At 63.5% G+C, this 25,363-nt stretch carries 24 protein-coding genes, 1 tRNA gene and 2 pseudogenes; 12 read left to right on the top strand and 15 right to left on the bottom strand.

The window, feature by feature from the left end:
• Positions 1-57 precede the first annotated feature (57 nt).
• Together MSP7336_RS14830 and MSP7336_RS14835 are read right to left on the bottom strand one after the other, a co-directional pair.
• Entirely contained in the window at positions 58-873 is an 816-nt protein-coding gene (locus MSP7336_RS14830; RefSeq protein ID WP_069397041.1) for a carbohydrate ABC transporter permease, read from the bottom strand.
• Positions 860-1,726 (bottom strand): carbohydrate ABC transporter permease, encoded by an 867-nt coding sequence (locus MSP7336_RS14835; RefSeq protein WP_069397040.1) that lies wholly within the window; start codon positions 1,724-1,726, stop codon positions 860-862. Before MSP7336_RS14835 ends, MSP7336_RS14830 begins: the two co-directional genes overlap by 14 nt.
• Positions 1,727-1,759: 33 nt before the next feature.
• On the opposite strand from MSP7336_RS14835, the gene MSP7336_RS14840 reads away from it, so the two are divergent.
• Genes MSP7336_RS14840 through MSP7336_RS14850 form a run of 3 tightly spaced genes read left to right on the top strand, consistent with a single transcriptional unit; the run spans position 1,760 to position 5,509 of the window.
• Positions 1,760-3,277: a TldD/PmbA family protein gene (locus MSP7336_RS14840; RefSeq protein ID WP_069397039.1), complete on the top strand. Its 1,518-nt coding sequence runs from the start codon at positions 1,760-1,762 to the stop codon at positions 3,275-3,277.
• Positions 3,274-4,635 (top strand): metallopeptidase TldD-related protein, encoded by a 1,362-nt coding sequence (locus MSP7336_RS14845; RefSeq protein ID WP_113964013.1) that lies wholly within the window; start codon positions 3,274-3,276, stop codon positions 4,633-4,635. The genes MSP7336_RS14840 and MSP7336_RS14845 overlap by 4 nt, the downstream gene beginning before the upstream one ends.
• Positions 4,636-4,672: 37 nt before the next feature.
• The gene (locus MSP7336_RS14850; protein ID WP_113964014.1) at positions 4,673-5,509 is read left to right on the top strand and encodes a carboxymuconolactone decarboxylase family protein; all 837 of its coding nucleotides are present in this window, start codon (positions 4,673-4,675) and stop codon (positions 5,507-5,509) included.
• 103 nt (positions 5,510-5,612) lie between these two features.
• Here the strand turns inward: MSP7336_RS14850 and MSP7336_RS14855 are convergent, their stop codons facing one another.
• From MSP7336_RS14855 to MSP7336_RS14875, 5 genes are all read right to left on the bottom strand, one after another.
• Positions 5,613-5,795, bottom strand: a complete 183-nt coding sequence (locus MSP7336_RS14855) for a hypothetical protein (RefSeq protein WP_113964015.1) — start codon at positions 5,793-5,795, stop codon at positions 5,613-5,615.
• Between the two features lie 163 nt (positions 5,796-5,958).
• The gene (locus MSP7336_RS14860; RefSeq protein WP_113964016.1) at positions 5,959-6,681 is read right to left on the bottom strand and encodes a hypothetical protein; all 723 of its coding nucleotides are present in this window, start codon (positions 6,679-6,681) and stop codon (positions 5,959-5,961) included.
• 159 nt (positions 6,682-6,840) lie between these two features.
• Positions 6,841-7,335 (bottom strand): hypothetical protein, encoded by a 495-nt coding sequence (locus MSP7336_RS14865; protein ID WP_181786757.1) that lies wholly within the window; start codon positions 7,333-7,335, stop codon positions 6,841-6,843.
• Between the two features lie 149 nt (positions 7,336-7,484).
• On the bottom strand, positions 7,485-8,921 hold the full coding sequence (locus MSP7336_RS14870; protein ID WP_181786759.1) for an alpha/beta hydrolase: 1,437 nt from the start codon (positions 8,919-8,921) through the stop codon (positions 7,485-7,487).
• 212 nt (positions 8,922-9,133) lie between these two features.
• On the bottom strand, positions 9,134-9,433 hold the full coding sequence (locus tag MSP7336_RS14875; RefSeq protein WP_142706794.1) for a WXG100 family type VII secretion target: 300 nt from the start codon (positions 9,431-9,433) through the stop codon (positions 9,134-9,136).
• A gap of 396 nt (positions 9,434-9,829) precedes the next feature.
• Here MSP7336_RS14875 and MSP7336_RS14880 point away from each other — a divergent pair.
• A pseudogene (locus tag MSP7336_RS14880) lies at positions 9,830-10,374 on the top strand (HD domain-containing protein).
• A gap of 4 nt (positions 10,375-10,378) precedes the next feature.
• On the opposite strand, the gene MSP7336_RS14885 reads toward MSP7336_RS14880, so the two are convergent.
• The gene (locus MSP7336_RS14885; protein ID WP_113964019.1) at positions 10,379-10,849 is read right to left on the bottom strand and encodes an NUDIX hydrolase; all 471 of its coding nucleotides are present in this window, start codon (positions 10,847-10,849) and stop codon (positions 10,379-10,381) included.
• A gap of 264 nt (positions 10,850-11,113) precedes the next feature.
• On the bottom strand, positions 11,114-11,647 hold the full coding sequence (locus MSP7336_RS14895) for a helix-turn-helix domain-containing protein (protein ID WP_113964021.1): 534 nt from the start codon (positions 11,645-11,647) through the stop codon (positions 11,114-11,116).
• A 341-nt stretch (positions 11,648-11,988) separates the two neighbouring features.
• On the opposite strand from MSP7336_RS14895, the gene MSP7336_RS24695 reads away from it, so the two are divergent.
• The 6 genes and pseudogenes from MSP7336_RS24695 to MSP7336_RS14930 all read left to right on the top strand — a co-directional run bounded on the left by MSP7336_RS24695 (position 11,989) and on the right by MSP7336_RS14930 (position 16,835).
• Positions 11,989-12,183 carry a hypothetical protein gene (locus tag MSP7336_RS24695; RefSeq protein WP_425325747.1) on the top strand — a complete coding sequence of 65 codons (195 nt, stop codon included), beginning with the start codon at positions 11,989-11,991 and terminating at the stop codon, positions 12,181-12,183.
• Between the two features lie 149 nt (positions 12,184-12,332).
• Positions 12,333-13,745: an FtsK/SpoIIIE domain-containing protein gene (locus MSP7336_RS14905; protein WP_113964022.1), complete on the top strand. Its 1,413-nt coding sequence runs from the start codon at positions 12,333-12,335 to the stop codon at positions 13,743-13,745.
• A 2-nt stretch (positions 13,746-13,747) separates the two neighbouring features.
• A pseudogene (locus MSP7336_RS24590) lies at positions 13,748-15,280 on the top strand (replication initiator).
• Positions 15,277-15,489, top strand: coding sequence for a helix-turn-helix transcriptional regulator (locus MSP7336_RS14920; RefSeq protein ID WP_113964025.1), 213 nt, complete (start codon positions 15,277-15,279; stop codon positions 15,487-15,489). Before MSP7336_RS24590 ends, MSP7336_RS14920 begins: the two are co-directional and overlap by 4 nt.
• A 40-nt stretch (positions 15,490-15,529) precedes the next feature.
• Positions 15,530-16,756 carry a tyrosine-type recombinase/integrase gene (locus tag MSP7336_RS14925; protein ID WP_113964026.1) on the top strand — a complete coding sequence of 409 codons (1,227 nt, stop codon included), beginning with the start codon at positions 15,530-15,532 and terminating at the stop codon, positions 16,754-16,756.
• A 5-nt stretch (positions 16,757-16,761) separates the two neighbouring features.
• A tRNA-Ile gene (locus tag MSP7336_RS14930) sits at positions 16,762-16,835 on the top strand.
• A gap of 194 nt (positions 16,836-17,029) precedes the next feature.
• Here MSP7336_RS14930 and MSP7336_RS14935 read toward each other — a convergent pair.
• The 6 genes from MSP7336_RS14935 to MSP7336_RS14960 all read right to left on the bottom strand — a co-directional run bounded on the left by MSP7336_RS14935 (position 17,030) and on the right by MSP7336_RS14960 (position 22,518).
• Complete coding sequence (locus MSP7336_RS14935) at positions 17,030-17,425, bottom strand: nitroreductase family deazaflavin-dependent oxidoreductase (RefSeq protein ID WP_113964027.1); 396 nt, start codon at positions 17,423-17,425, stop codon at positions 17,030-17,032.
• Between the two features lie 43 nt (positions 17,426-17,468).
• Positions 17,469-17,882, bottom strand: a complete 414-nt coding sequence (locus MSP7336_RS14940; RefSeq protein WP_113964028.1) for a limonene-1,2-epoxide hydrolase family protein — start codon at positions 17,880-17,882, stop codon at positions 17,469-17,471.
• 76 nt (positions 17,883-17,958) lie between these two features.
• Entirely contained in the window at positions 17,959-19,074 is a 1,116-nt protein-coding gene (locus MSP7336_RS14945; RefSeq protein ID WP_113964029.1) for an NDMA-dependent alcohol dehydrogenase, read from the bottom strand.
• On the bottom strand, positions 19,071-19,271 hold the full coding sequence (locus MSP7336_RS14950; protein WP_113964030.1) for a ferredoxin: 201 nt from the start codon (positions 19,269-19,271) through the stop codon (positions 19,071-19,073). Before MSP7336_RS14950 ends, MSP7336_RS14945 begins: the two co-directional genes overlap by 4 nt.
• 3 nt (positions 19,272-19,274) lie before the next feature.
• Entirely contained in the window at positions 19,275-21,623 is a 2,349-nt protein-coding gene (locus MSP7336_RS14955; RefSeq protein ID WP_113964031.1) for a CaiB/BaiF CoA transferase family protein, read from the bottom strand.
• 205 nt (positions 21,624-21,828) lie between these two features.
• Positions 21,829-22,518 carry a TetR/AcrR family transcriptional regulator gene (locus MSP7336_RS14960; protein ID WP_113964032.1) on the bottom strand — a complete coding sequence of 230 codons (690 nt, stop codon included), beginning with the start codon at positions 22,516-22,518 and terminating at the stop codon, positions 21,829-21,831.
• A gap of 323 nt (positions 22,519-22,841) precedes the next feature.
• On the opposite strand from MSP7336_RS14960, the gene MSP7336_RS14965 reads away from it, so the two are divergent.
• Entirely contained in the window at positions 22,842-24,068 is a 1,227-nt protein-coding gene (locus MSP7336_RS14965; protein WP_181786761.1) for a cytochrome P450, read from the top strand.
• A gap of 70 nt (positions 24,069-24,138) precedes the next feature.
• On the top strand, positions 24,139-25,344 hold the full coding sequence (locus tag MSP7336_RS14970; protein ID WP_113964033.1) for an amidohydrolase family protein: 1,206 nt from the start codon (positions 24,139-24,141) through the stop codon (positions 25,342-25,344).
• Positions 25,345-25,363: the final 19 nt, after the last annotated feature.

A 25,363-nucleotide genomic window follows, 5' to 3' on the forward strand; every position in this document is an offset into this window, starting at 1 on the left:
AGTGTCGTGAATCGGCGAAAGCAACAGCCCTACACGCAATCTCAACGCGGCGACAACTCATTTGAGCCCCGTGACCACGATCGACCGCACGATGTGGCGCTGGAAGACCACGAACAACACGATCAGCGGCACGATCGCCACCGTCGTCGCGGCCATCACCAACGTCCACTGGGCATTGAAGCGGGACTGCAACGCCGCCGTCGCCACGGTCAGCACCCGCCACTTGGGACCGCTGGTGATCACCAACGGCCACATGAAGTTGTTCCACTGCGAGACGACGGTGATCAGCATCAGTGTGACCAGCACCGGACGGCTCGCGGGCACAATTACGTGCACGATCACATCCAAGGTGTTGGCGCCGTCCAATCGGGCCGCATTGACCAGGTCGTTCGGGATCGCCCGGAAGTACTCCCGCAGCAAAAAGATGGCGTAGGGGGAGCCGAACACAAACGGCAACACCAACGCCCAGAACGTGTTCCGCAGGCCCAGCTGGGCCATCATCAAATACAGCGGCACCACTGTCACGGTGCCCGGCACCATCAGCGTGGCGATGTAGATCCAGAACAGTAGATCGCGCCCGGGAAACTGCAGCCGCGCGAAGGCATAGGCGGCCAGCACCGAAAAGCTCAGCTGGCCAAGCAGAATCACCGCGGTCATCAACGCGGTGACGGCTAAGGCACGGCCGAAGCCGGCACCGCCCAGGTCGGCGTAGTTGGTCAGCGTCGGCGGGTGCGGCCAGGACAGCGGCGTACCGGTGGCGAATTGACGCGGCGAAGTGAACGACGTGAGCAGCCCAAGGGCGAACGGCGCCAGCGTGATCACCGCGCCTACCGCCAGGCCGGTGTAGGCAAGTGCTGCCTTAGGTGAGGTCATAGCTGATCCGACGCCTGAAGAACAGATGCTGAACGACGGTGACCCCGACCAGGATCACGAATAGCACCATGGCCATCACCGCCGCCCGGCCGATCGCCGCCGACCCGAACGCCTCGACATAGATCCGATGCGCGACAAGATCGGTGCGTCCGGCGGGCCCGCCGCCGGTCAGCGCGTACACCGTGTCGAAAACCTGAGCTGCGCTGACGATTCCGGTGACCAGCACAAAGAACGTGGTGGGCCGCAGCATTGGCAACGTGATGCGCCAAAACCGCTGCCAGCTGGTCGCGCCGTCGGTGAGCGCCGCGGCGTGGATCTCGGCCGGAATCGCCAAGATCCCCGCGAGGAAGAACAGCGCGACGTAGCCGACGTTGGTCCACACGATGACCGCGGACACCACCGGCAGCGCCAAACCGGGATCGCTGAGCCATTCGATGCGATGCCCCAGCACCGTGCTGACCGCGCCGTCGCTAGGCGAGAGGATCCAGCGCCATAACACGGCGATCGCCAGCGGCGCGCAGATCCACGGCAGCACATAGAGCGTGCGAAACAGTGCGGTGCCGGGCAGCCCGCGGGCCAGCAGCGCCGCGGCCAGCAGGCCCAGCACCGTCTGGGCGGGCACCACGATCGCCACGAACAAAAGCGTCACCAGCAGCGAGTTGCCGAACGTCGCATCGCTCAGCACCGAACGCCAATTGTCCAGCCCCACATACTCGATCGGGCCGAGCAGGTCCCAGCGATGCAGGCTCAGCCACACCACCACCAGTATCGGCAACAACAAGAAGGCGGTGACCCCGAACAGGCTTGGTGCCAGCAACGCATAACCGAGCGCGGCGGACCGGCGGTGGGCCATAAATGTATTAAAACCGCTCGTTACGGTGGAACGGTGACGCCGAACCGGGGGATTGACGCCGAGTTCCTCAGTCTGCCCCGCCACGAGCTGGCCGACGCCGCGCTGTCAGCCGCCACCGCGCTCGGCGCCACCCACGCCGACCTGCGGATTCACCGCATCACCACCGAGGTGATCAGGCTGCGGGACGGCCAGCTGGAGAGCTCGGTCATCGACCGCGAGGTGGGCTTGGCGGTCCGGGTGATCGTGGATGGCACCTGGGGGTTCGCCTCGCACGCCGAGTTGTCGGCGTCGGTCGCCGCCCAGACGGCCAGGCGGGCGGTGCGGGTGGCGACTGTGCTGGCCGAGCTCAACGACGAGCGCATCGAGCTGGCCGCCGAGCCGGTCTACCCCGACGCCGCCTGGGTGTCGAGTTATCGCATCGACCCGTTCGCCGTGCCGACCGCCGACAAGATCGCGTTGCTGCAGGATTACTCCGGCCGGCTGCTGGGCGCCGACGGAGTAGATCACGTCTCAGCCGCCGTGACCACCGCCAAGGAGCAAACCTTCTACGCCGACACGTTCGGCTCGGCGATCACTCAGCAACGGGTGCGGACGGGCTCCGCTTTGGAGGCCATCGCCGTCGATGCCGCTGCGGGCGGATTCGACAGCATGCGGACGCTGGTGCCGGCGACCGGCCGCGGCTGGGAGGTGATGACCGACGACGAGATCTGGAATTGGAGCGACGAGCTGGCCGAAATGCCTTCGCTGTTGGCCGAGAAGCTCAAGGCGCCCAGCGTCAAGCCTGGTCCCACCGACGTGGTGATCGACCCGACCAACCTCTGGTTGACCATCCACGAATCCATCGGGCATGCCACCGAGTACGACCGCGCCATCGGTTACGAAGCCGCCTATGCCGGCACGTCATTCGCTACACCGGACCGGCTCGGCAGTCTGCGTTACGGGTCGCCGGTGATGAACGTGACCGCCGACCGCACCGACGAATTCGGTTTGGCAAGTGTGGGTTACGACGACGAGGGGGTGGCCGCGCAGCGCTGGGACCTGATCCGTGACGGGATCTTCGTCGGCTACCAGCTCGACCGGGTGTTCGCCCCGCGGCTCGGCCTGTCCCGCTCCAACGGATGCTCGTACGCCGACTCGCCGCACCATGTGCCGATCCAGCGGATGCCCAACGTGTCGCTGCAGCCGGGTCGCGACGACCTGTCTACCGCGGATCTGATCAGCGGGATCGACGACGGCATCTACATCGTCGGCGACAAGTCATGGTCGATTGACATGCAGCGCTACAACTTTCAATTCACCGGTCAGCGCTTTTACCGGATTCGGGGCGGGCGGCTTGACGGTCAGCTGCGTGACGTGGCGTATCAGGCCACCACGACGGATTTCTGGAATGCGATGGAGGCGGTCGGCGGGCCGTCGACGTGGCTGCTGGGCGGCGCGTTCAACTGCGGGAAGGCCCAGCCGAACCAGACCGCCGCGGTCAGCCACGGTTGCCCGTCGGCGTTGTTCCGAGGCATCAATGTGCTCAACACTCGCACCGAGGCCGGCCGATGATCGGCGCGCAGCAAGTCGTCGACAGTGCGCTAGCCGCGGCGAGCGCCGACGAAACCATCGTGATCGTGACCGACCGTGTCGCGGCGTCGCTGCGCTGGGCCAACAACACGATGACCACCAACGGGGTATCCACCAGCCGCAGTACCACGGTGATTTCCATTGCGCGACAGGGTAAGACAGCACGAGTGGGATCACTGCGGACCGCCGAGGTGGACCCGGAATTGATTCCCCGCCTGGTCCAGGCGTCAGCCGAAGCCGCGGCCGCCGCGCCGGAGGCGAGCGATGCGGCCCCCCTGCTGAGTGGCTCGGGCGTGCCCGACGATTGGGATGCACCTGTGCCCGGGACAGGGGTCGAGGTGTTCGCCGACGTAGCCGCGTCGTTGAGCCAGTCGTTCCGGGGCGTTGAGCTGCTGGCCGGCTTTGCCCGCCACGAGTTGGAGACGACGTTTCTGGCGACCTCGACCGGCGTACGCAGGCGTTTCACCCAGCCCACCGGCACCGTGGAGATCAACGCCAGACACGGTGAGGCCAGCGCGTGGATGGGTGTCGGAACGCTTGATTTCGTTGACGTGTCCACAGACTCGATGCTCGAGCAGCTGTCCACTCGGTTGGACTGGGCCGCACGGAGAGTCGAATTACCCGCCGGACGTTACGAGACGATCATGTCGCCGTCGACGGTGGCGGACATGATGATCTTTCTGGGGTGGTCGATGGCCGGGCGCGGTGCGCACGAAGGCCGCACCGCGCTGTCGAGGCCGGGAGGGGGAACGCGGTTGGGGGAGCGGCTCACCGAGTTGCCACTCACCATGTATTCCGACCCTCATGCCGCGGGCCTGCGGTGCCTGCCCTTCGTCGCGGCCGACAGCTCGTCGGAAACCGTGTCGGTGTTCGACAACGGGATGGAAATCGAGCGGGTCGAGTGGATTCGCGACGGCGTCATTAACGCGCTGGCCTATCCGCGGGCGGCGGCCGCCGAATTCGACGCACCCGTCGCGATCGCCGCCGACAACCTGCTGGTCACCGGCGGTGAGGCGTCGCTGGACGACATGATCGCCGGCACCGAGCATGGCCTACTGGTGAACACGCTGTGGTACATCCGGGAGGTGGATCCCACCACGATGCTGCTGACCGGGCTCACCCGCGACGGCGTGTATCTGGTCGAAGACGGCGAAGTGAGGGGAGCCGTCAACAACTTCCGGTTCAACGAGAGTCCGCTGGATCTGCTGCGGCGGGCCACCCAAGCCGGTGTCAGCGAGCAGACGCTGCCACGGGAGTGGGGAGATTGGGCCACCCGCGCCGCGATGCCGTCGCTGCGGATACCGGACTTTCACATGTCATCGGTGAGTCCGGCGCAGTGACCTCGCAATCTTGGCAACCAGGCGCAATAATCCTTCGGTGGACGTTCGTGACGAGCTGGCGCGATTAGTGGCACTATCCGGCGGCCCGATCGGAACACTTGTTCGCCGGGTGTGCGCACAGACGCTCGGGCTGCCGGCGTTGCCCGCCGTAAGTGCGGCGGAGGATTTTGGGTCGGATGTCGAAGCTGCGGTGACGGAATTCGCCGAGCAGTTCAGCATTGACGTGTCGATGATCGGTGACGAGCAACGATCAAAGTTGTGGTCGGCGTTGGGCGACAAGACTTTCGGCGTGGTAGTGCAGATGTACATCGCTGACTTCGTCCCGCGGGTCCGCGCGGGCCTGGAATCGCTCGGTGTCGGGCAGGATTACCTCGAGTGGGTTTCGGCGCCGATTTCGTGGGATCACGACAGCGATCCATCCGGGGCGGTGTTCGACGGCTTCCTGCCGGCCGTAGCCCGCATGCGAGCGCTCGACCCGCTGACCGCTGAGGTTGTGCGGTTGCGGGGGGCGGCGCAACACAACTGCCGATTGTGCAAGTCGCTGCGGGAGACGACGGCGCTCGATGCCGGTGGATCGGAATCTCTTTACAGCGATATCGAGCGCTTCGAGACGTCATCGCTGCTGACCGACAAGCAGAAAGCGGCGCTGCGTTATGTGGATGCGTTGATTTGGTCGCCCGCGCACATCGACCGCGGTACCGCCCTTCGCGTCCGTGAGTGCTTCTCCGACGCTGAAGCCATCGAGCTGACGTTTGACGTCATGCGCAACGCCAGCAACAAGATTGCCGTCGCATTGGGTGGCGACGCCCCACGCGTCGAGCACGGCACCGAGCGGTATCTGCTGGACGCGGAGGGTCAAACGGTGTTCAGCTGACGATCCCTCTGCGGGGTGCGGTAGCTGCATCTCCTGGCAGGTACCGGCGGCTCCGCTCGCTATCCGGACAGGTACTAAAGTCGGGTCGTGCAGGGGCGGTAGCTCAGTTGGTTAGAGCCGCGGACTCATAAACGCGGCCGGCGTCGAACTTGTCCTGGTTGACCGCGTAACCGACCTCATAAATCGGTTTCACCTCGATAAGCACCGTACGGCCATCGCGCAGTTGTGCCACGACGTCAGCGGGCTGGGCCAGCGGGGGCGGAAACAACGGTGGAGGGCAGATCACGGATCAACGGTAGCGGCGGCTACCGACATCCGGTGGCTGACAATCTCGTACCTTCCGTAAAACTCGATCGCCATTCCTCGCTCCTTGCCGCTGCACGTCGTCATCGAGGAGGGAGTCAAGGTGGAGTCCCCGCAGCGGAGCGAAGAGAACCGACCTTGACGCCTTACGAGTGACGGCCAGAATCCGGCAACGAGGAATAGGTGGCAAACGGCTGCGTGATCACTGGTGCGTGGAATGGGATGTCCTGGTCCTTGGTCCTGGCACGTTGTCCCTGGGTGCCGGCCCAAGGACGTTCAGTTGGGGGGTTGGCGAATGGCCCGTGGCCTGTTGGCGGCTGGCGTGTCGTAGTCGTCGGCTGCCTGCGCGAGCTTGTTGGCGGTGTCGTTGAGGCGAGTGGCGATGGCCGTGTTTTTTCGTTGATTCGTGCGATGGCCTCATTGCAGGCGTAGATGCTCGGCTGGATGGCGTTGCTGTGGTAGTGCCGGTCGATCAGAGTCATCTGGGAGGCCTGGGCCCATAGGCTTTCGGCGGTGTCGCGCAGCCCGGTAGTGTCGACCGCCGAGCCTTTCCGGTCGCTGTCAGCGGCGACCTCGTACATCTCGATCGCATGTTCATGGGCGACAGCGGCTGTGCGCCAAGCTTTTACCGCGTCGAACATGTATTGCCTGGTTTCCTCGACGTGTGATGTCGACCATTTCTCGACTTGCGAACGTGTAGGCAGGGACTGCTTGTGTATTTGGTCGGCTACGGTCAGGATCCTGTCGGAGGCCTTACGTATCTGGGCGGCTGCGGCGGCATCCTCATCGAGCAGATTCAGGACTGCGTTGCGAACCTTGTCGGCGTGCACAGCGGCTTGCCGCAACTGCTCATCGGGCTTGGGCATCATCCACAGATAGTAGCCGTGGCATCCGTCGCCCCGAAGTCCTTATCTACCCGTCCATCTGGCCAGCTCTTGCCGTAACCAGCCGGGAGCGCCTCGTCCCGGACGAGCGTTCGGTGGTGGCAGCGTTTTTCTTGTTGGCGGCGTCCGGTGATGACGTTTAGCTTAGTCAGCCTTGAGGACCAACGGGATAGGAATGTCGTCACGTGCGTGGTCGCCTGGGAAGCAGGGAGACATACCTTCAAGGCTGGGCGGATAGCCGGGTCGGGCTGTCGCGACAATCTGCAGGCTGTACCCGTCTGGGGCATAACCAAAGCGGTTGGGCTTATAGAACCCGTCGCGTTCAAAGACGTACCATCCCCAGCTTTTCCAAATGGCACCTGTCTTTGAAACTATTGCGGTCCAGTCGATATCGCCGGGGTATCCGAGGTCACCGATGGTGTGGAACCGTTGAGGCGAGCTGGGAGTGGTGGCGTTGTCGTCGCAATAACTGTCGTGTCCGGCGCTTCCGTAGCGGGTCGCGTCGAGCACGATACCTGCGGGCAGGGCCTGCAAGGTTTTCTTTAGATATCCAAGAACGGTGTCTTGTGCTTGCTGTTGGCTTTGCGGGATGACCTCTCGCAGTTTCCAGCCCGGCGGTGGCGGTGGTGCGGATGTCATAGGTTGTCCTCCAAGGATTGTGGCTCCTGACGGCGTCGGCGGTCCAAGCGGGTTGGCATCGTGATGACTACACGCAGTGACGAGCGTTCCGACCAGAAGGACAGCGACGATGGGCGTGCGCGCTCTCTTTCGGATTCCTTTCGGGTTGCTCATTGCCCGCTCATCTTGATATTCGAGATCTGTGGGGGCTCGACGCCTGCGATGACTGAACCCATATTGGCTAGCGCAATGTTTCCAGGTGCCCAGTAGCTGCTGTGTGCATCTACTCCCCAGTTGGTGGTCGGTCCGGGCGCCGCGGCCAATATGGTGGCCCCGAAGCCTGGAGATACAGGTTCGGGTCCCAGCGTGAATTGGGTGACCAAGCCCGTCGGGCCGATGATGTCGTTGTTCGCCAACGTGGCGTAGACCTTGGCACCGGGATCGAGGTTCATGCCTGACACGTCATTGACCAGCATGCCCGGGCTGCCCACCGCGATAACGTTATTCGCGTCGAGTTGATGGCCGCCCGAAGCGGCTGCGCCCACCAGGGTAGACCCGTAGCTATGCCCGATGACGGTGTCAATCGACGGCGGCCCGACGTGCGAGGCGCGCATCCCGCTTTCAAAAGAGTCCAAAGCACCTGCGCCCCCGAGGGCCGGGTCAGGATGCCGCGCGGCGAAGACATCCATCGGGCGGTCATAGCCCATCCACGTCGTCACCGCAACATCTCCCGCCTTCAGGCTGGGATCAGCGCGGAGCGCGGCTTCATACATGTCCCGGGACTTCGTGTCGGCGCCGTTGAAGGCGGCGAGGTCCTGCCCAGTGCCGGGCACGAAAATGGCGTTGCGTGTGGCGGTGTCAGGGTTGTTGATGGAGACAGCGGCGTGGCCTTTGTCGTCGATGAATCCTAGGTAGCGCTTAACTCCATCGTTTTTATTCAAGTCGGCTTGAACCGCTTTGTAACCGTCCAAACTATGTTTGGCCGCCGCCAGCTGTGGGGCCAAGGCACTGGCTTGCGCGGCGGCGTCATGATCACCCATGTACGCCTGTTTCGCTAGGGCGTCGAACTGCGCCTGCAGCCGGTCAACGTTTGCTTGAGCGTTCTGTTGAAGGTCCGGTAGATGCAACTTGTTGTAATGATCCCTACCCAGATGGTCCGGGGGGTCCCACGGCATTCCGGGATGGTTGCCGATGTTGTGGTCGTGGCTATAAAGCCAGTCCTTTTCTTCCTTGCTGAGTTTGTCCCACAGATCGTGGAATTGTTGCGGGTCCTCGGGAAGTGGCCCCGATAATGCCGCCCGCACGTCGGGGCGGGTTTCGGCCGGCCCGGTCGCGTCGCGCCCACCCGTGGTGATCGCTCGGGCCAGATCCGCGTCGGCTGCGTTGGCGTCGGCGAGGACTTTTTTGATCCGCGCTTCCAGTTCGGCCTGACGCTGCTGATTGGTTGGGTGGTCCATGTCCAGCGAGTCGCTGGGGGTGACTGTCCCGGTGGCGCGGTCGATCTTGAAGCCCCACGAGTCGGCGTCACGGTCGATACCGCTCAGGGCGTCTTTGACGTTTTGAACTTCGTCGGCCGATTTGCCGATCGCCGTGCCGACGGCCTGCATTTCGTCGGTGTGTGCCGCCAGGTGTGTGCTCAGTTTGTCCAGCGATGCCCGGGCGGCATCCCCGGCGCTGCCCTGCCAGCTGGCAATCAGGGGCAGCCGGCTCAGGCCTGCTTTGACCTCATCGGCGCTGGCGCCGCGTTTGCCCAAGGCCGCCGATACCTGGCGCAGGCACCCCGCGTCCCAACGATCGACATCGGCGATGCTGACCGTCATCAGAGTTGGTCGTCGATGTTGTCCGCACTTTGGTCATCGGTCCTCTGATACGCGTTGCGGGCCGCGCGGAAGGCCTGCTCGTGATCGGCGATGTTGCCGCATAACTGCTCGGTGGTGGCCTGCCATTCCGCCAGTTTGCCCTGCAGCGCCGCGGCCGAGGCCCCGACCCACCCAGCCTGCGCGTTTTGGATATCGGTGTCGGCCTCGGCGTGAGCGGCCTTCAAATCGGCGTGATGCACGCTCATGTGATTGGCCGAGATGTGCAGATCGGCCAGGTCAAATTTCAACGGCTGAGGCACCACCCACCTCCTCTATTGTTCGAGGACAGCATAACCGCCGCTCAAGCGGTCACGATGCACAAATTGACCGCCTCGACAGGTTGAGCGGGACCTCTTGATACCAGTAAAGAAAGTTCTCACAACCCTCCCCGCCGATGGGTGAATCGCTTGCACTGGTCGGCCGAGACCGGTGCTGTGTTCGCGGAAAGTCACGGGCCGTGCGAAGGCACTGCGGCGCGCGGCGGTGTTGATTTGAAGGACGGCGGTTGCAACGTCGGGCTCCGGGCACGATCAGTCGGGTGCTCGTTCTCAGCCGCGCGGTAGGGCTGGCCTTGGTCCGTGGCGGCGGACGGGAGCGCCAAGCGGACGGGAGCCGCCACGGCGTCTGCCAGTTCCGCGATGTCTAGGCTAGTGAATATGGACGACACGCCCCTGGTAAATCGGGCCGGCGAGCTGGCGACGCACTGGCTTGCCGACCTGCCAAAGCGGCTGGCCCATGTGCGCGGGGTTGCCGACGCGACGGCGCGCGTCGCGGCGCGGGCAGACCCCAAGCGAGCCGCTGAGCTGACTGCCGCGGCTTGGCTGCACGATATCGGTTATGCGCCGCGCTTGGCGGTATCGGGATTCCACCCGGTTGATGGTGCCCGGTTCGTGCGCTCGCAGGGATTTCCTGAAGTAGTGGTGTCTCTGGTGGCATTTCATACCGGTGCTGAAACCGAAGCAACCGTAGGGGCTTAGACGGCGCATTGGATGAGTTCGAGCAACCGCCGGCGGGCTTGCTTGATCTGCTGACGTTCGTGGATTTGACGACGGGGCCTGATGGACAGCCGATCACCGCCGAGGAGCGGCTTGCCGAGGTGTTGGATCGGTACGGGCACGACGATCCGGTACATCGCGCGGTGCTTCAGTCGCGGCCGGGGTTGTTGGCGGCGGCGGCGCGGGCGCGAGCCCGGCTGGAATAGACGTCTATCCGAGGTAGGGGTTTTCCCGGCGTTCTAGGAAATGGTCGATGCGCAGCCGAATTGACGGATGCATCTTCACAGTGTCCAGCCTACTGGGATGTACCCAGGCCAAATCGGTGCTTTCGTGATCGATTGCCAGCTGACCGCCGGTGATTCGGGTGGTGTAGCACAGTGAAAACTGTTGGCGCACTTCGCCGTCGCTGTATGCGACGACATGAGCGGGATTGGTATAGACCCCGACGAGACCGGTAATGGAGACTTCCAGACCGGTTTCTTCGCGGACCTCGCGCACCGCGGTATCTTCGATCGTCTCCCCGGCTTCATGGCCCCCACCGGGGATGGTCCACAGGCTATTGTCCCGCCGCTTAAGCAACAGGATCTCGCCGTTGTCGTTGGTGACGATCGCCGATGCGGAGGGCACAACGCTGTTGGGTTGGGGCGCGTCTGGGTCGTTGAAGTAGTCGATTCGGGCCATCGATTGGACCTCCTTCGCCTAGTTACCGTTTAAGTCAGCGGCTTACCGCGTTCCCATATACGGTCGAAGGAACGGCAATAGACGTCCCAGAGGTGATCATCGGTGCCTCGGTCCAGGACCAGTACCGGGTTGGCCGCTCCGGGCGAGCCCCAAACGTGAGAGTTGGCGATGATGCGATCATCGACCCGGAAAATCGAGGTATACAACGCGGTGTCGTGGGTCCGTACCTGAAACCCCGGAAGACCAAGCAAGGGTCGCAGCAGGTCAAGTGCCAGGCTGCACCGGGCATGCACGGCTGAACCGATACCTTCTTCTTGGCCGCGCAACGCCACTGCGGCCGAGGACGGATCGCCCGTCAGAAACCGGGTGGCAACGCCCCGGCTGCTGACACCTTCGAGGATGCCGGCGAATCCGTGCAACCTGGTCGAACAGGAACGTCCCGGCCAAGACCAAGATGTCGATGACTTCGGCGGCGCTGCGGAAATGCTCCTCCCACATCTGCGTTGGCACCCTGGTACGCGATCCGTACAAGCTGACCGCGACCGTTCCCGGGCTAGGCGGAGACAACACCGGGAACTTGTCGGGCCACAAGTCGTGGATTTCGCAGCCCAGCGCGTCGGCCACTTGCTTGGCCTCACCGAGCCGCGGATTCTCACCGCGCAGGTACCTCTTGATAGATCGCACGCTGACCCCGCTGACCTCGGAGAGCTTCTCGATGCTCATGCCGAGCTGGGTCATGCGAGCTTTCAGCCGAGAATTGCCTTGCGCCACAACGTCATTGGCGTCGTCAGCTGACATTACAGTCCGCAATGTGTCGTGTAGCGAGATCCACGGGTGACAACGCTACCGGCCGCGGACAGTGGTGACACCCGAACTGGCACCGATCTCCCGCAAACTGTCCGTAACTGCCCGCGAAGTGGCCTGGAACTGCCCGAAGTGCCCGGTTGAAGTGGTGATCGAGCGCCTAGACGGGGCGCTCACACCCAACAACCGAAAGGCAGTTGCGATGCATCTCCCAATCGACACGTCGAATATCCGATTCACATGTACGCGCGCCCCGGAGCGGCGCACCATGCGTGAAACGGGTCAGCCGCGCATCGACCGCGAAACCGGCCGGGAAACTGTGGCAGGTCCAAGTCATGGCCTTGACCCCCGCTGGCGCGGACATCCTGGCGATCACGGTGCCCGGTGAACCGGGGGTCAGCGTAGGCCAGCCCGTGACCGTCGAGGGCTTGGTGGGGTTGCCCTGGGCACAGGGTGACCGATCCGGTATCGCCTACCGGGCACGCGCAATCCGGCCTGCGGGCTCAACAAAGCCAGCCAACGCCGGGTGACCTCGGCGGGCGTCGGGACCGGCGATCCACTACTACCGGTCCCGACGCCCCGATGTCATCAAAGACCTTCCATCCCAACGCTATTCGTAACAGCGCCTGTGTGCTCGGTGACGCAATCAGGTGCTGGCGCGGAAAGGACACCAACGACCATGACCACAAACAACAACACCAAGAAGACAACTGAAGATGACTGGTTCGGCGACCTGCTCGTCGGGCTTGTCACGCTGACCGGCAAGGCCTTGTGGCGGTTCGCGCTGCGCTGGCCCGACACCGCTGCCGTGCTGACCGTTTTGGCGGTAACCGCCATGCTGCTCGGCCTGCGCTGGTCGTGCCTGTTGACCGTGGTGTGTGCGACCGGGGTGTGGGGCTGGCGGCTGGGCTGGCCGGAGTCTTATCAGCGGGTGATCGGCAAACCGGTCGCCGATTACCGGCGCGCTTATCTGGTGTATCGGCGCCGTTGGCGCGCCATTTGCGAGCACCACGGCCTGACCATCACCTTGCGCGGCAAGCCTGACGCCGAACCCTTGGTGCCCGAATTGTCCTCGGTGCGCATCGGCGCGGCGGTCGACACGCTGGTGGTGCGGCTTTTGGTCGGCCAGTCGGTGAAGACCTGGCAGGCCCATGTGGCCGGGCCGGCGGCGGCGTTCGGCGCGCACAGCGTCAGCGTGCGACCGGGCCGGGTGGAGGCGGGGCGGGGCCGCGACATCGTGCTGCGGGTGGGCCACCACGACGCCCTCGCCGACCCGATCCCGCTGGCGCGCCCGCGGCCCGAGGTTCCGGTGGTGCGCCTGGCGCAGGTGCCGGTCGGGCTCACCGAGCAGGGCAGCCCATGGGCGCTGCCGGTGGCGAGCAACCACATCCTGGTCGGCGGGGCCACCGGCGCCGGCAAAGGCAGCGTGTTGTGGTCGCTGATCGCCGGACTCGCTCCCGGCATCAAAGCGGGGCTGATCGCGGTGCGCTGCCTAGATCCCAAGGGCGGCATGGAATTCGCCGCCGGCCAAGCGTTGTTCGACCGCTTCGCCTACGACCCCGACACCATCCTGGCTGTGCTGCGTGACACCACCGCCACCATGCTGGCCCGCGCCCAACGCCTACGCGGAGCCACCCGCTGTCATCAGCCCACCCGCGCCGAACCCCACATCGTGTTGCTGGTCGACGAGCTGGCCACCCTGACCGCCTACGCCGAGCGCAAACAACGTGCCGAAGTCGAACAACTATTGGGGCTGTGGCTGGCCCACGGCCGCGCGGTCGGAGTGTCGGTGATCGCCGCCGTGCAAGACCCCTCCAAAGATGTGGTGGCACTGCGCCAACTGTTCCCCGTCCGCGTCGGGCTGCGGGTGACTGAGGTCACCCAAACCGCAATGATCCTGTCTACGGCCGCCCACCAGCAAGGCGCGCGCTGCGAGGAAATCCCCGATACCACACCCGGCGTGGGCTATGTGCTCACTGAAGGCAACGCCGCCATCGAGCGGGTGCGTGCGTTTCATGTTACCGACACCGACATCGCCTGGCTCGCAGCAAATTTCACCCCGCCCGCCCGCCGCAGCGGCAGGAGCCGATAGCCATGCTGACACCCGCCGCGACCTCATTGCCGGACTGGCTCGCACCCGGCTCCCCGGCGATCGAGCAGGCGATCCGCCGCGCCGCTTCACCGGGCTACGAGTCGTGGTGGCAGCGCTGTATCTCGGTTGGTTTTTGCGCCAACCCGATTCAGGCCAGCGCCTATGACCCCAAACATGGCCGGCGGGTGCCGATGCTGATCCGCTGCGGCAACCGCCGCGCCACGATCTGTCCGTCGTGCTCGGATCTGTATGCCGCCGATGCCTGGCAGCTGATCCACGCCGGCACCGCGGGCGGGCACCACGGCATGCCCGAATCCACCGCCGAGCTGTCGCAGGTGTTCGCCACCTTGACCGCCCCCAGCTTCGGCGCGGTGCACACGGGCAGCCGGCCAGGATCGGCTCACACCGCCTGCCACCTACCCGCCAACCGCAGATCACAATGTCCACACGGAAAATCGCTGTGGTGCAACGTAGTTCACCGTGGCGACGGCCCCGAGGTTGGACAGACGCTGTGCGCGGACTGCTATGACTACATCGGGCATGTGTTGTTCAACTAACACGCTCCTGAACTGTGGCGGCGTTTCACCATCGCGCTGCGTCGCGCCCTGACGGCCCACCTACGGCGGGCCGCTGTCGATGTCGGCGCGGTGCGGGTGTCGTTTGTCAAGGTCGCCGAATACCAGCGCCGCGGCGTCGTGCACTACCACACCCTGATCCGACTCGACCCCACCGACGTTAAGTCCGCACCGCCCGTGTCGGCCATCGACCTGGCCTCGTTGGTGCGCCAAGCCGCCGACCAGGTTCGGCTGATCGTGACCACCGATAACCCCGCCGACACCACGGTCACTATCTCACCGCACGGCGGTACGCGCGTGCTGCGGTTCGGAACCCAAATCGACACCCAACCCATCATCGCGACCGGCGACAGCACCAAGCCCGGCGTGGCTCGGCGCGTGGCGGCCTACCTAGCTAAATACACCACCAAATCAGTCGCCGAATTCGGAATCGCCGCCCGGCGGATCAGTCCAGGGGCCATCGGCGAGTTAGATATCCCGGCGCACACCCGCCGCATTCTGTGCACCGTGGTCAAGCTGGCGGCACTACCTGGCTACGCCGCGATGCTGGACTGGCTACACACGTTGGGTTATCGCGGGCACATCACTACCAAATCGCGAAGGTATTCAGTCACCATGGCCGCGCTGCGTGCAGCTCGCCACCGCTGGCGGCAATGCCGAGGTGATAACCTTGAACATTCTCGCTATCAGTGTGATTCCCTTGCTGGGCAAGCACATCCAAGCATTGCGGAGGAATTGAGCGACTGGCGCATTAACGGTACCGGACTCCGCAACGACGGCGAACGCCTGCTGGTTTATACCGCTGCGTTGCGTTCCCGAGAGTGCCGCTATTTGGCTTGTTTGGCCTCGGCCGAGAACACCGAAGCAAGTCCAGCGATTCGAGCGGATCTGCGTCCACGCCTGTCAAACCCTGAATCGGGCTACAAGTGCTTTGAGCGACGACAGGAAGTAGAGCGATGACGACGACATCAGTGATTCGACTGGGCACCAAGGCAGCAGCCGAATACCTGGGTGGGCTACCTGAGTCGACGTTGCGGTACTGGCGTTATCTGGGTACGGGTCCGCGCAGCTATCGCCTTGGCCGACATACGTTTTACGACATTGCCGATCTGGACGCGTGGGTAGAGTCGGAAGCAGCTAAGACCGAACGCGGTGGCTTGGTCGAGTGACGGATTCGTACCACGGTTTTTTTTGCGGTACCGTCATCCTATGACTACTAGGCACCAGCGAGCCGGCATTGACGACCGGTGGCATAAGAAGGTCAAGGGTCCCGACGGCAAGATGCGTACTGAGCGGTCACCGCTCTACGGCAAGGCCACGCGCTGGCGGGTCAGGTGGGTAGACGACAGTGGCCGCGAGCACACGAAGGTGTTCGACCGCAAGCCCGATGCGCAGGCGTACCTAAATAAGCTGACTGCAGACGTCCAGCGCGGCGATTACGTGGATCCCCGCAAGGGCTGCGAGACGTTCGGGGCGGTAGCGGAACAATGGATCAAGACAAAGGGGCACCGCAAGCCTAAGACGGTCGCCGGCTACTGCTCGCTACTGGACACCGTCGTTTTGCCACGCTGGGAAGCTGTGCCGCTGAAAGACATTGATTATCAGAAGTATTTGACGTGGCTAGGTGGTCTGGCGGTAGACGGCTCACAGCGCGGCACCGGCTTGTCCGCGAGCCGGATCACTCAAGCGCATCAGCTAGTCGGCGCTGTCCTGAAGTACGCCCAACGTAGCGGCAAGATCGGAAAGAACGTCGCCCTCGAGATTAAGCGCGACGAGGACCTGCCCGAGCCGACCGAGCGTGAGCGCCGATACCTGACGCACGCCGAGCTGTTGCGACTCGCCAGGGCGACAGAACGTTTCGAGACCCTGACGCTTGTCCTCGGGTACTGCGGTCTGCGGTTCGGGGAAGCGGCGGCGCTGCGCCGCAAGCACGTGGGGGACCGGCAGCTCACCGTGCGAGCGTCGGCAACTTATGTGACGGGCAGCGGCATCGTGGAAACTACGACCAAGACGAACCGGACGCGGCATGTCCCGGTCCCCGAGCCAGTATGGCAGCGGCTCAAGAGGGAACTGTCGGACAAGCCAGACGCGCTGGTGTTCCCAAGCTATCGCGGCGGGCACTTGCCCATCGAGGAGTACCGCCGGGCGTTCGACAAGGGTTGCGCGGCCGTGGGCATAGAGGGGCTAGTACCGCACGGTCTACGCCATACCACGGCATCCCTAGCCATATCGGCGGGCGCTAATGTCAAGGTCGTGCAAAGGTTACTTGGGCACGCTTCGGCCGGGATGACGCTGGACCTTTATGGCCACTTGTTCGACGACGACCTGGCGGGCGTTGCCGCGGCGTTAAGCAAGGCAATTAAGAGGACTGCGGTATCACTGCGGTACCCAGCATCGAGCGAGGTGACTAATCGTCACAAACGCGCTGCTAGTTAGCATAAGGGGCGGTAGCTCAGTTGGTTAGAGCCGCGGACTCATAATCCGTTGGTCGCGGGTTCGAGCCCCGCCCGCCCCACCGTAGAGGTGTGTTACCTCGGGTGATACTTGACTTGCGTCTTCGGCTGATGCCTGACAGTGTTTCGGCTGATTGTTGACAGTTACTTCGGCTGATCCTTGACACTCCCTGCGAGCCCCTGGGAGCTGCGGCGTTCGCGTCGGTATTGGGCACCGCGGCGGCTGGTGTCTGGACTGGGTAGTGTCATCCCGAAGTCACTGCGTGGAATCGACCTTGGTCAACACCATCGCCGCTTCGTTATACGGAAACAGGCGGTAGAACATCCCTGACGGCCCGGAAACGATCGCTGCGCCCTCGGCCTTACTCACAACACGAGGATTGACCAGCGCGATACTACTGCCGCGCCTGTGCAATGCCGCGTGTCCGCCGGCCAAAACATTCTTCACCCAGTCCGATTTCGGCCCGTACCCGATGAGAAAGATGAAGCCGTCGGGGGTGGGAAAGACCAACAGCGGCGTTCGATAACGCCTGCCTGATTTACGTCCGACATGTTCGAGTGTGCATAGGCCTGGAAGCCACGGCGTGATCGACCGAGCCGCTGGATTGGTGACTCGACGATTGAATTTTGCGACGGCCCTTGGCACCCGCACGGCTCCTCACCCTCAGCTAAGTTCGAAAGATCGATGTGCCAACTCATGCGGTCGCGGGCACCAGGGCACTGATGTCCGCGCCTTGAAGAAGCCGCACCGTCAGATTCAGGTCGAAGTAGTCGGTCCAGCGTGTGATCCTCCCGTCGCCATCGACGAGGAAGGTGCCCATTACGGGGATGGCCGGCTTGCGTCCGTCGGGAGTCTGGATGTAGTCCAGGCGTTCGGTGAGCACCACGGAACCGTCGCTGGCAAGGTTCACGATCTCGAAAGCGTAGGCGTCGGGGAACATAGCGAACTGGGCGGCCAGGTTCTCCACGATGGCGTCCGGTCCGGTGAAGGCAGGCATTCCCACGTTCTGATAAACGGCCCCTTCGGCGAGGAGGGGACGTAACGCTTCGGCGTCCCGATTCGCCATCAAAGCGCAGAAGTGGCGGACGATATCGGCTGGCGAAGACATGAAACAAATCCTTTCACTGCGAGTAGTGAATCAACTGCGCGGGCTGGAAGATGATGCGGATCTGCCTCTCGACACATCAGTGCTCGTGGATGATCACCCCGCGAATGTTGCGGCCGGCGAGCATGTCGTCGTAGGCCTCATTGATGTCGTCGAGCTTGTACTCGGTGGTGACGGCTTCGTCGAGCAATAGCTTGCCGCTTCGATAGAGGCTGATCAGTCGAGGAATGTCGGCCCGCGGGTTGGCTTCGCCGTACAGGCTGCCCAGCAGGCGTTTCTGGAACAGCGTGAACAACGTCAGCGGTAGCGTCGGCGTCACGTCGGACATCGATGCCAGGGCGGTGGCTACCACGGCACCGCCTTTGCGCACCGCGTTGAGCCCGTCGTTGATCATCGCGCCTTCGAGCACACCTGGCGTGAGGATGGCCGAGTCGGCCATGACCCCGCGCGTGATTTCACCAACTAACTGGGTTGCTTCCTCCATCGAGGTGGCGAAGTGCGTGGCCCCGAACTGAAACGCTTTGTCGCGCTTGCTCGGTTCGATATCCACCACGACGATATGCTCCGCTCCTGCCAGCCGCGCACCCTGAATGGCACCGCTGCCGATCCCTCCGCAGCCGAGCACGAGAACCACGTCGCCGGGACTGACGTTGGCGGTATTCACGGCCGAACCCCAGCCGGTGGTGATGCCGCAACCGAGAAGACATACGCGCGACAGCGGCACGTCGTCGTCGATCTTGACGACGGAAGCCTCTGACAACACACCCCACTGCGCGAAACTGCCGACGCCGGAGAGCGCCCCGATGCCCCGTCCTCTGGCTCGGCGCCGGAAGGTACCGTCGGCCTGGACCCCCGCCAGGATGATCGCCCCGTAATCACAGAGGTTCTGACGGCCCGTGGCGCACCAGCGGCAGCGGCCGCACGCCGGCAGGAACGACGTGACCACATGGTCTCCCGCCGCCATATCGCGGACTCCCGGACCAACCTCCTGAACGACGCCCGCCCCTTCGTGCCCACCTATCAAGGGGAAACTCACCCCGAGCACGTCGCCGGTGCGGATGTGGTGGTCGGAGTGGCATAGACCGGTAGCTTCGAACTTGACGAGCAGCTCGCCTTCCTGTGGCGGATCGAGTTCGATCTCTTCCACCGACCACCTCTCGTTCAGCCCCCACAGAACTGCTCCCTTGGTCTTCATGGCGACTCCTCGAGGATATGTATGGCACGCTCCGGGCAGTTCGCGATTGCGTTGCGCGCCCGGTCTTCCCACCCGGACGGGATATCTTCCATGGTCACGAAGGCGGTCCCTTCGTCGTCGATGTCGAACAATTCGGGATACGCCGCGTAACAACGGCTATGGCCTTGGCACATTTCTGAGTCGACACGAAGTTTCACCGCTCAGTCCAATCCGCCTGGGCTGGTCCCGATGACTCCTTGCTCTGTGAGCGCTGCAATCGATGCGGCATCCAGGCCAAGTAGGTCGCCGAGGATGCTCGCGTTGTGCTGCCCTAAGGTCGGCGCTGCCGACCGATACCACGTCTCAACGCTGCGGTACCTGAAGGGAATCGCCGGCACGTGATGCCGTCCCACGATGGGATGGTCGAGGCTTTCGAAGAAGCCCCGTGCTGCCAGCTGAGGGTGCATCGAACTGACCCTGGCGTCTGCCAAATCCGCAGCCGGAACACCACGTTCAACGAGCAACTGTGCGGCGGCCGCGGAATCGTATTGGGCAGCCCATTGCTCGAGGTGCTTATCGATCACATCATGTGCCCGCACGCGCCCGTCATGAGTGTCCAACGCGGGGTCGTTTGCCCAATCCGGTTCGCGCAGAGCCGACTTGAGTAGGCGCCACTGCTCGTCCGTGGCGACCGAGATCGCCAGCCATCGTTCGGTTCCCGCGCATGGATAGAGCCCTTGTGGGGCGGCGTCACGGCTGCGGTTTCCCAATCGCGATATCAGGTTCCCGTAGGCGGTGAATTCGACAACCTGCTCGGCGGCGGCGTTGAGCGCGGACTCAACCATCGATACTTCGATTAGCGACCCTTGGCCGGTTTCGTCGCGTCGCCGCAGTCCTGCCAGCATGGCGAATGCGGAGTGCATTCCTGCAAGTGGGTCGCAGGGGCCACGGGGGATTCGCGGCTGGTCGTACTCGTGGCCGGTCACCCATGCCATTCCGGTCATCTGTTCCATTGTTTGCGCGAAACCGACATTGTTGCGCCACGGCCCGTCGAGCCCGAACGCAGGCATGCGGACCATCACTATTCGGGGGTTTCGCTCACTGACGGCCTCCCACGTGATGGCGAAATTGTCGAAGACCCGGGGCGAGAAGTTCTCGACCAGAATGTCCGAGCGCGTGACGAGTCCGAAAAACAGCTCCCGGCCTTCGGGAGAGGACAGGTCGAGGGTGAGCCCTCGCTTATTGGAGTTAGTCGCCAGGTACATCCCCGACCGTTCCCACCACTGAGTCTGATCGGCGAACGCTGCCACGGCCATCCGCGCGCCGTCAGGGTGTTTTGTCGACTCCAGGTGAATGACCTCAGCGCCGAGCGCGGCGAGAATGTGGGTGGAGGAGGGACCCGCCCACCACGCCGTCGCGTCGAGAATTCGTATGCCCTCCAGGGGAAGTCGCGGTACGCGGTCGGCAGCGATCGTAATCCTGCTGTGGGCGGGTACTTCTGTCATTTCGCCGAGCAAAGGAGCACCGGCTGTTGGAGCGGGTCGTCGGCCATTGATCTGGTAGGGCGCCAACGGGTGGGTGAAGCTGCCGTCGGCGTACGTGCCCCACACACCGCGCGCCGCGAACTGAGGGTGGTCCAACACGGTCTGGCCATTGTTGACCGGTGAGACGGGGATTCGCAGATCGGAGGCCAACGCGACGATCTCGTCTGTGGAACGTTGCGTCGTCCATTCCCGCACAATCTGATTCCACTCCTCCCGCCGTTCCCACCGTGTCGTGGCGAGGGCCCACGCCGGGTCATCGTCGAGCAGATCCAGTCGGCCGATCATCGCCAGGAACGACTCGAATTGTTGGCGGGTATTGGTGTTGAAGCCCACCCATCCGTCCGCGGTCGGTTCGATGGAAGGGATTTCAACCTGTCGGGCCGGCACGGTCAAAGGGGGACGACCGGCCAACTCGTGGTAGAGGTCGGCGAATCCGCTGGCACTGAGGTGGCACGTCTCCAGCAATGAGCAGTCGATGATTTCACCAGCACCGCCGAGTTGAACCCGCCGCAATGCGCCAAGCGCCCCGACGGCGGCATAGCTGGCCATGACCCACTCGAAGACTCGGCCACCGGCTTGAATGGGCGGTTGGTCCGGACGGCCTCGCAACGCCAGGGTTCCGCTCTCGGCCTGGATCGTGAACTCCGTCGAGGGTCGGTCCCGGTACGGTCCGGTCAATCCATACGGAGTCAATGCCACGATCACCAGGTGTGGCGCGCGCCGTAGGAGGGCCTCGCGGTCGAGTGCTCCGGGGCCCAGAGAATCGACGAACACATCGGCGGAAACGATCAGCGCCTCCAGGTCGGCCAGCGAAGTGCCAACGACCGAACGCTTGCCGGCGTTCAAGAATTTGAACAGCGCGCCGGCGTCGTGTCGATCGCCAAACGTCCTGCGGCGGAACGGATCCCCATCCGGATCCTCTATCTTGATGACCTCAGCTCCGAGGTCGGCGAACAACCTGGTGCAGTACGGGCCCGAAATTTCCGTCGCCCACTCGACGACACGAACCCCACGCAGAGCGTTCATCGTGCGGCTTTCCGTGTCAATGTCTGCTGAAGTGAGTTACCCACCCCGCTGAGTGCACACACGCCACTTCCTGTCCTCACGCTCGTGCCGATCGAGCAGGGTGTTCTGCATCCGCATGCTTGGTTGGCAACGACGCTAGCGACGGGAAAGCTGACGTGTCAAGTGCGACTCGATAACCCTGGCCGCAGTCGAGTCGTTGGGGCTTTCAGTCGGCCGCACGCACCTTGGGGGACCGTTGGACCCGCCCGCTGCGTTTGGCGGGCCGCTTCGTAGTCGACGTGCTTACCCCTTTGGCGAGGATTTGCGAACCCAGTTCGATCTGCGCGCGGATGTCTGACTCGGCCGTACCAAACCAGCGTGGTCCGAGGCTCGTTGTGAAGATGATGAAATTGGCCAGCAGCTCGGCGAACAGGTCAGCGTCGACGTCGGCCCGGATCTGCCCCGCGGCCTGGTAGTGGCGAACGCCTTCGGCAATCACGGCCGTACGGCGTGCGTGATTGGGTTGCAGCACCCGCAGCGAGAAGTCGGGATCTGACAACGCCCGACTGGAGATGTCCCAGCCGGGAACGTCGCTTTCCCGGTCGTCGACCCTTAATCTCGCAAAGAAAAGCCGCTCGATATAGTCCTCCAAGCGCGGAGGCAGGTCCGCCACGACTTGCTCTTCGGCCTCGCTGACCAGGTCCGCGATTTGCCGAGAAACCACTTGCTCGAAGATGCCTCGCTTGTCCCCGAAGTAGTGGAACAGCATTGCCTCCGAGCAGTCCGCGCGACGAGCGATCTCTTTTGTCGCCGCGGCCGCGTATCCCGCTTCGGCAAACACCTCAGCGGCCGCTTCAAGGAGGGCTCGTTGTTTGCCGTCCTTGTCGCGAACTCGCCGCCGCGCGCCTGTGGTCATCACACATACTTTAGCGAGCACCCGTCGGCTGGGGAGAAGCCTGCACGCGTGCCGCCCGTTCGCGCGCACTGCGCGGGCGCGTCGATCCTAAGTGCTTTCAGGTAGTTATCGAGTGCGACTTGACTCCTCGCAGTCGACGATTTACTGTGCTGCCAAAGCAAATTTCGGCGTGTGCGAGAAATCCGAGGGCCGGCGCAGATGGCACGTGGACGGCGGCACGACTACGGCGTGCCTGGAATGTGGTCGGCCCCTCGGTGGTGGCGGTCTGGCCGGGCTGACCGCCGGCGGTGTCTCGAGGTCGGCGGGGGCGAAAAGGACTGCCGATGGTGAGCAAATCACCGGAGGAACACGCCCGGAACCTCGACCTTCGTCACGAGGATTTCAACGATCAAGAATTCCTCTACGAGGTCTACTCGGTGATGCGGGAGAACGGACCGTTCAGTCACCAGGACGTTCCATTCCTGGGCCCCACGCCGGGGGGCGCGTGGATCGCCACCCGCTACGACGACTGCTACGAGATCTTGCGGAACTGGCGCAGCTTCTCCAGCAAGCCCCTGGGACTCGAGGGCAACCCGATGTCGTTCGGTGACATCGTGATCACCTTGGATCCCCCACGGCAGCAACAGCTTCGCAAGGTTCTCAATCCGTATTTCTCTCCGGGCCGGATGAAGGAGCTGGAACCCCAGGTGCGCGCCGTCACTGATGGGTTGATCGACAATTTCATCGAAGTGGGCAGCGGCGATCTCGCAGACGTTGCATGGCAGCAACCTGGGATCGTGTTCTTCCGGTACGTACTCGGCATGCCCGTTGAGGACGTGCCGCTCTACATCGAGACAGCCGACCTCGCGATCAATGGTGAGAGCGAAGAGACCCGAAACGGTTCGATGACGAACCTATACCTCCGCGTACGCGCGGAGATCGACAAGCGTTGTGGTGAACCGCCGCGCGACGACCTGATCGACGTCCTACTCGCCGCCGAGATCGACGGCGAGAAACTGAGCTTCGACGACGTTGTCGCGAATGTGATGCTGCTGGTGCAAGCGGGACTCGAAACGACCTCTAGTGCAATGTCGTTCGCCTTCTTCTATCTGGGCACCCATCCCGCGGACCGCGACCGACTCGTACGCGAAGCCGGGTTGATGCCCGCGGCGATAGAGGAATTCATCCGGTTCGCCGGTTCGGTCCACGGACTTCATCGCTCAGTCGCGGAAGAGGTTGAACTAAGCGGCCACAAGTTCTGTCCCGGTGAGACGGTCGTCGTGAACTATGCGGCCGCCAACCGCGACGCGCGCGAGTTCGACGAGCCGAACAAATGCATTCTCGACCGGCAGACAAACCGCCACCTCGGGTTCGGGGCCGGCGTCCATCGGTGTCTGGGCTCCAATCTCGCCCGACTTGAGTTTCGGGTGGGCGTCGAACAGACCCTGAATCGCATACCCGACTACTCCATCCCTCCTGGGGCAAAGGTTGATTTCCACGGGAATTCGGTCACTCGGGGCTACCGCGCCCTGCCCGTCGTCTTCACGCCGGGTCCCCGCGTCGGCCAGTAAGGGGCGGTGAACAACCGCCCATATCATCTCGCAGCCAACGCGATAGGAATTTTCAAGTAAGGAGGAACCCGTGGACAAGCAAGATCTTCAGTGGATGATCTCCGTCGATGATCACATCATCGAGCCCCCGAACCTATGGGTCGACCGCGCATCGGCCGCCGACCGCGACCGGGTGCCACACGTGGAGCGCATCGACGGCGTCGATACGTGGGTCTACGACCAAGCGCGCGCTTCGGTGTTGGGCATCCTGGTTGCGGCTCACCAAAGGCCGGCTGAGTATTCCCCGCTGCCAGTGAATTACGACGAGATGCCCCGTGCCTACTTCGACCCGGTGGCCCGCATCCCTGACATGGACGAGGATCATGTGATCGCGGGGTTGAACTTTCCGTTCTTCCCCCGGTTCTGTGGTCAGATGTTCGCCCACCTCGGTGACCGCGACCTAGGTCTCAAGTGCGTGCAGGCCTACAACGACTTCGTCATCGATGAGTGGTGCGCGTCGGCGCCCGGTCGCTACATCCCGATGGTCATCGTTCCGCTGTGGGATACGCGACTGGCCGTCGAAGAGACGCTACGGTGCGCCGGCAAGGGCGCCAAAGCTATTGCGTTCTCCGAGAACATGCACCCGCTGGGATTTCCCTCCATCCACTCGGGAGCATGGGATGATTTCTTCGCGGTGGTGAACGAAACGAAGATGCCGCTGTGCACACACATCGGATCGTCGTCGGTCAGCCCAACTACGTCGCCCGACGCGCCTTTCGGCGTTCAGGCGGTCAACATCAACCTCAATCTGGCGAACTCAACCACCGACTGGCTGTTCTCGGGGAAGCTGCAAAAGTACCCCGATCTGAAGATCGTGCTGGCCGAGGGCGGCATCGGCTGGATCCCCTACCTCATCGAGCGTGCAGAACATGTCGCCACCGACTACCAGTACCTGCGCGCCAACAACTGGGCGGTTGATCCGGCCACGATGCGCTTGACCCCCGTGCCCACCGACCCCGAGATCTTTCCGGAGTCACCGCGCCAGCTCTTCCGCGACCACATGTACGGCTGCTTCATTGAGGATGACTTCGGGGCGGCTAACCTCGATTCCATCGGCGTCGACAATGTGATGATTGAAACGGATTATCCGCACACCGACAGCCTGTGGCCCAACTCGCTTCAGGCCGCTCATAAGGCACTCGACGGCCGGTCCGACCTCGACAAGTACAAAGTGCTGCAGGGTAATGCTCGCCGGGTGTTCGACTTTGAGCCCGCCGCGTATCCGACCCTCGCTTAGTCTGCGGCTGATGGATTCG

Origin of the sequence: Mycobacterium shimoidei (assembly GCF_900417275.1) — a bacterium.
In the GTDB taxonomy this organism is placed as follows: Bacteria; Actinomycetota; Actinomycetes; order Mycobacteriales; family Mycobacteriaceae; genus Mycobacterium; species Mycobacterium shimoidei.

Coding starts and splice junctions, on each gene's coding strand:
- MSP7336_RS14955 (WP_113964031.1), bottom strand. CDS start 21,623: ATGAACGCTCTGCGTGGGGTTCGTGTCGTCGAGTGGGCGACGGAAATT.
- MSP7336_RS14865 (WP_181786757.1), bottom strand. CDS start 7,335: ATGACATCCGCACCACCGCCACCGCCGGGCTGGAAACTGCGAGAGGTC.
- MSP7336_RS14905 (WP_113964022.1), top strand. CDS start 12,333: ATGACCACAAACAACAACACCAAGAAGACAACTGAAGATGACTGGTTC.
- MSP7336_RS14895 (WP_113964021.1), bottom strand. CDS start 11,647: ATGTCAGCTGACGACGCCAATGACGTTGTGGCGCAAGGCAATTCTCGG.
- MSP7336_RS14845 (WP_113964013.1), top strand. CDS start 3,274: ATGATCGGCGCGCAGCAAGTCGTCGACAGTGCGCTAGCCGCGGCGAGC.
- MSP7336_RS14885 (WP_113964019.1), bottom strand. CDS start 10,849: ATGGCCCGAATCGACTACTTCAACGACCCAGACGCGCCCCAACCCAAC.
- MSP7336_RS14830 (WP_069397041.1), bottom strand. CDS start 873: ATGACCTCACCTAAGGCAGCACTTGCCTACACCGGCCTGGCGGTAGGC.
- MSP7336_RS14870 (WP_181786759.1), bottom strand. CDS start 8,921: ATGCAGGCCGTCGGCACGGCGATCGGCAAATCGGCCGACGAAGTTCAA.
- MSP7336_RS24695 (WP_425325747.1), top strand. CDS start 11,989: ATGGCCTTGACCCCCGCTGGCGCGGACATCCTGGCGATCACGGTGCCC.
- MSP7336_RS14940 (WP_113964028.1), bottom strand. CDS start 17,882: ATGTCTTCGCCAGCCGATATCGTCCGCCACTTCTGCGCTTTGATGGCG.
- MSP7336_RS14835 (WP_069397040.1), bottom strand. CDS start 1,726: ATGGCCCACCGCCGGTCCGCCGCGCTCGGTTATGCGTTGCTGGCACCA.
- MSP7336_RS14860 (WP_113964016.1), bottom strand. CDS start 6,681: ATGATGCCCAAGCCCGATGAGCAGTTGCGGCAAGCCGCTGTGCACGCC.
- MSP7336_RS14925 (WP_113964026.1), top strand. CDS start 15,530: ATGACTACTAGGCACCAGCGAGCCGGCATTGACGACCGGTGGCATAAG.
- MSP7336_RS14920 (WP_113964025.1), top strand. CDS start 15,277: ATGACGACGACATCAGTGATTCGACTGGGCACCAAGGCAGCAGCCGAA.
- MSP7336_RS14965 (WP_181786761.1), top strand. CDS start 22,842: ATGGTGAGCAAATCACCGGAGGAACACGCCCGGAACCTCGACCTTCGT.
- MSP7336_RS14945 (WP_113964029.1), bottom strand. CDS start 19,074: ATGAAGACCAAGGGAGCAGTTCTGTGGGGGCTGAACGAGAGGTGGTCG.
- MSP7336_RS14960 (WP_113964032.1), bottom strand. CDS start 22,518: ATGACCACAGGCGCGCGGCGGCGAGTTCGCGACAAGGACGGCAAACAA.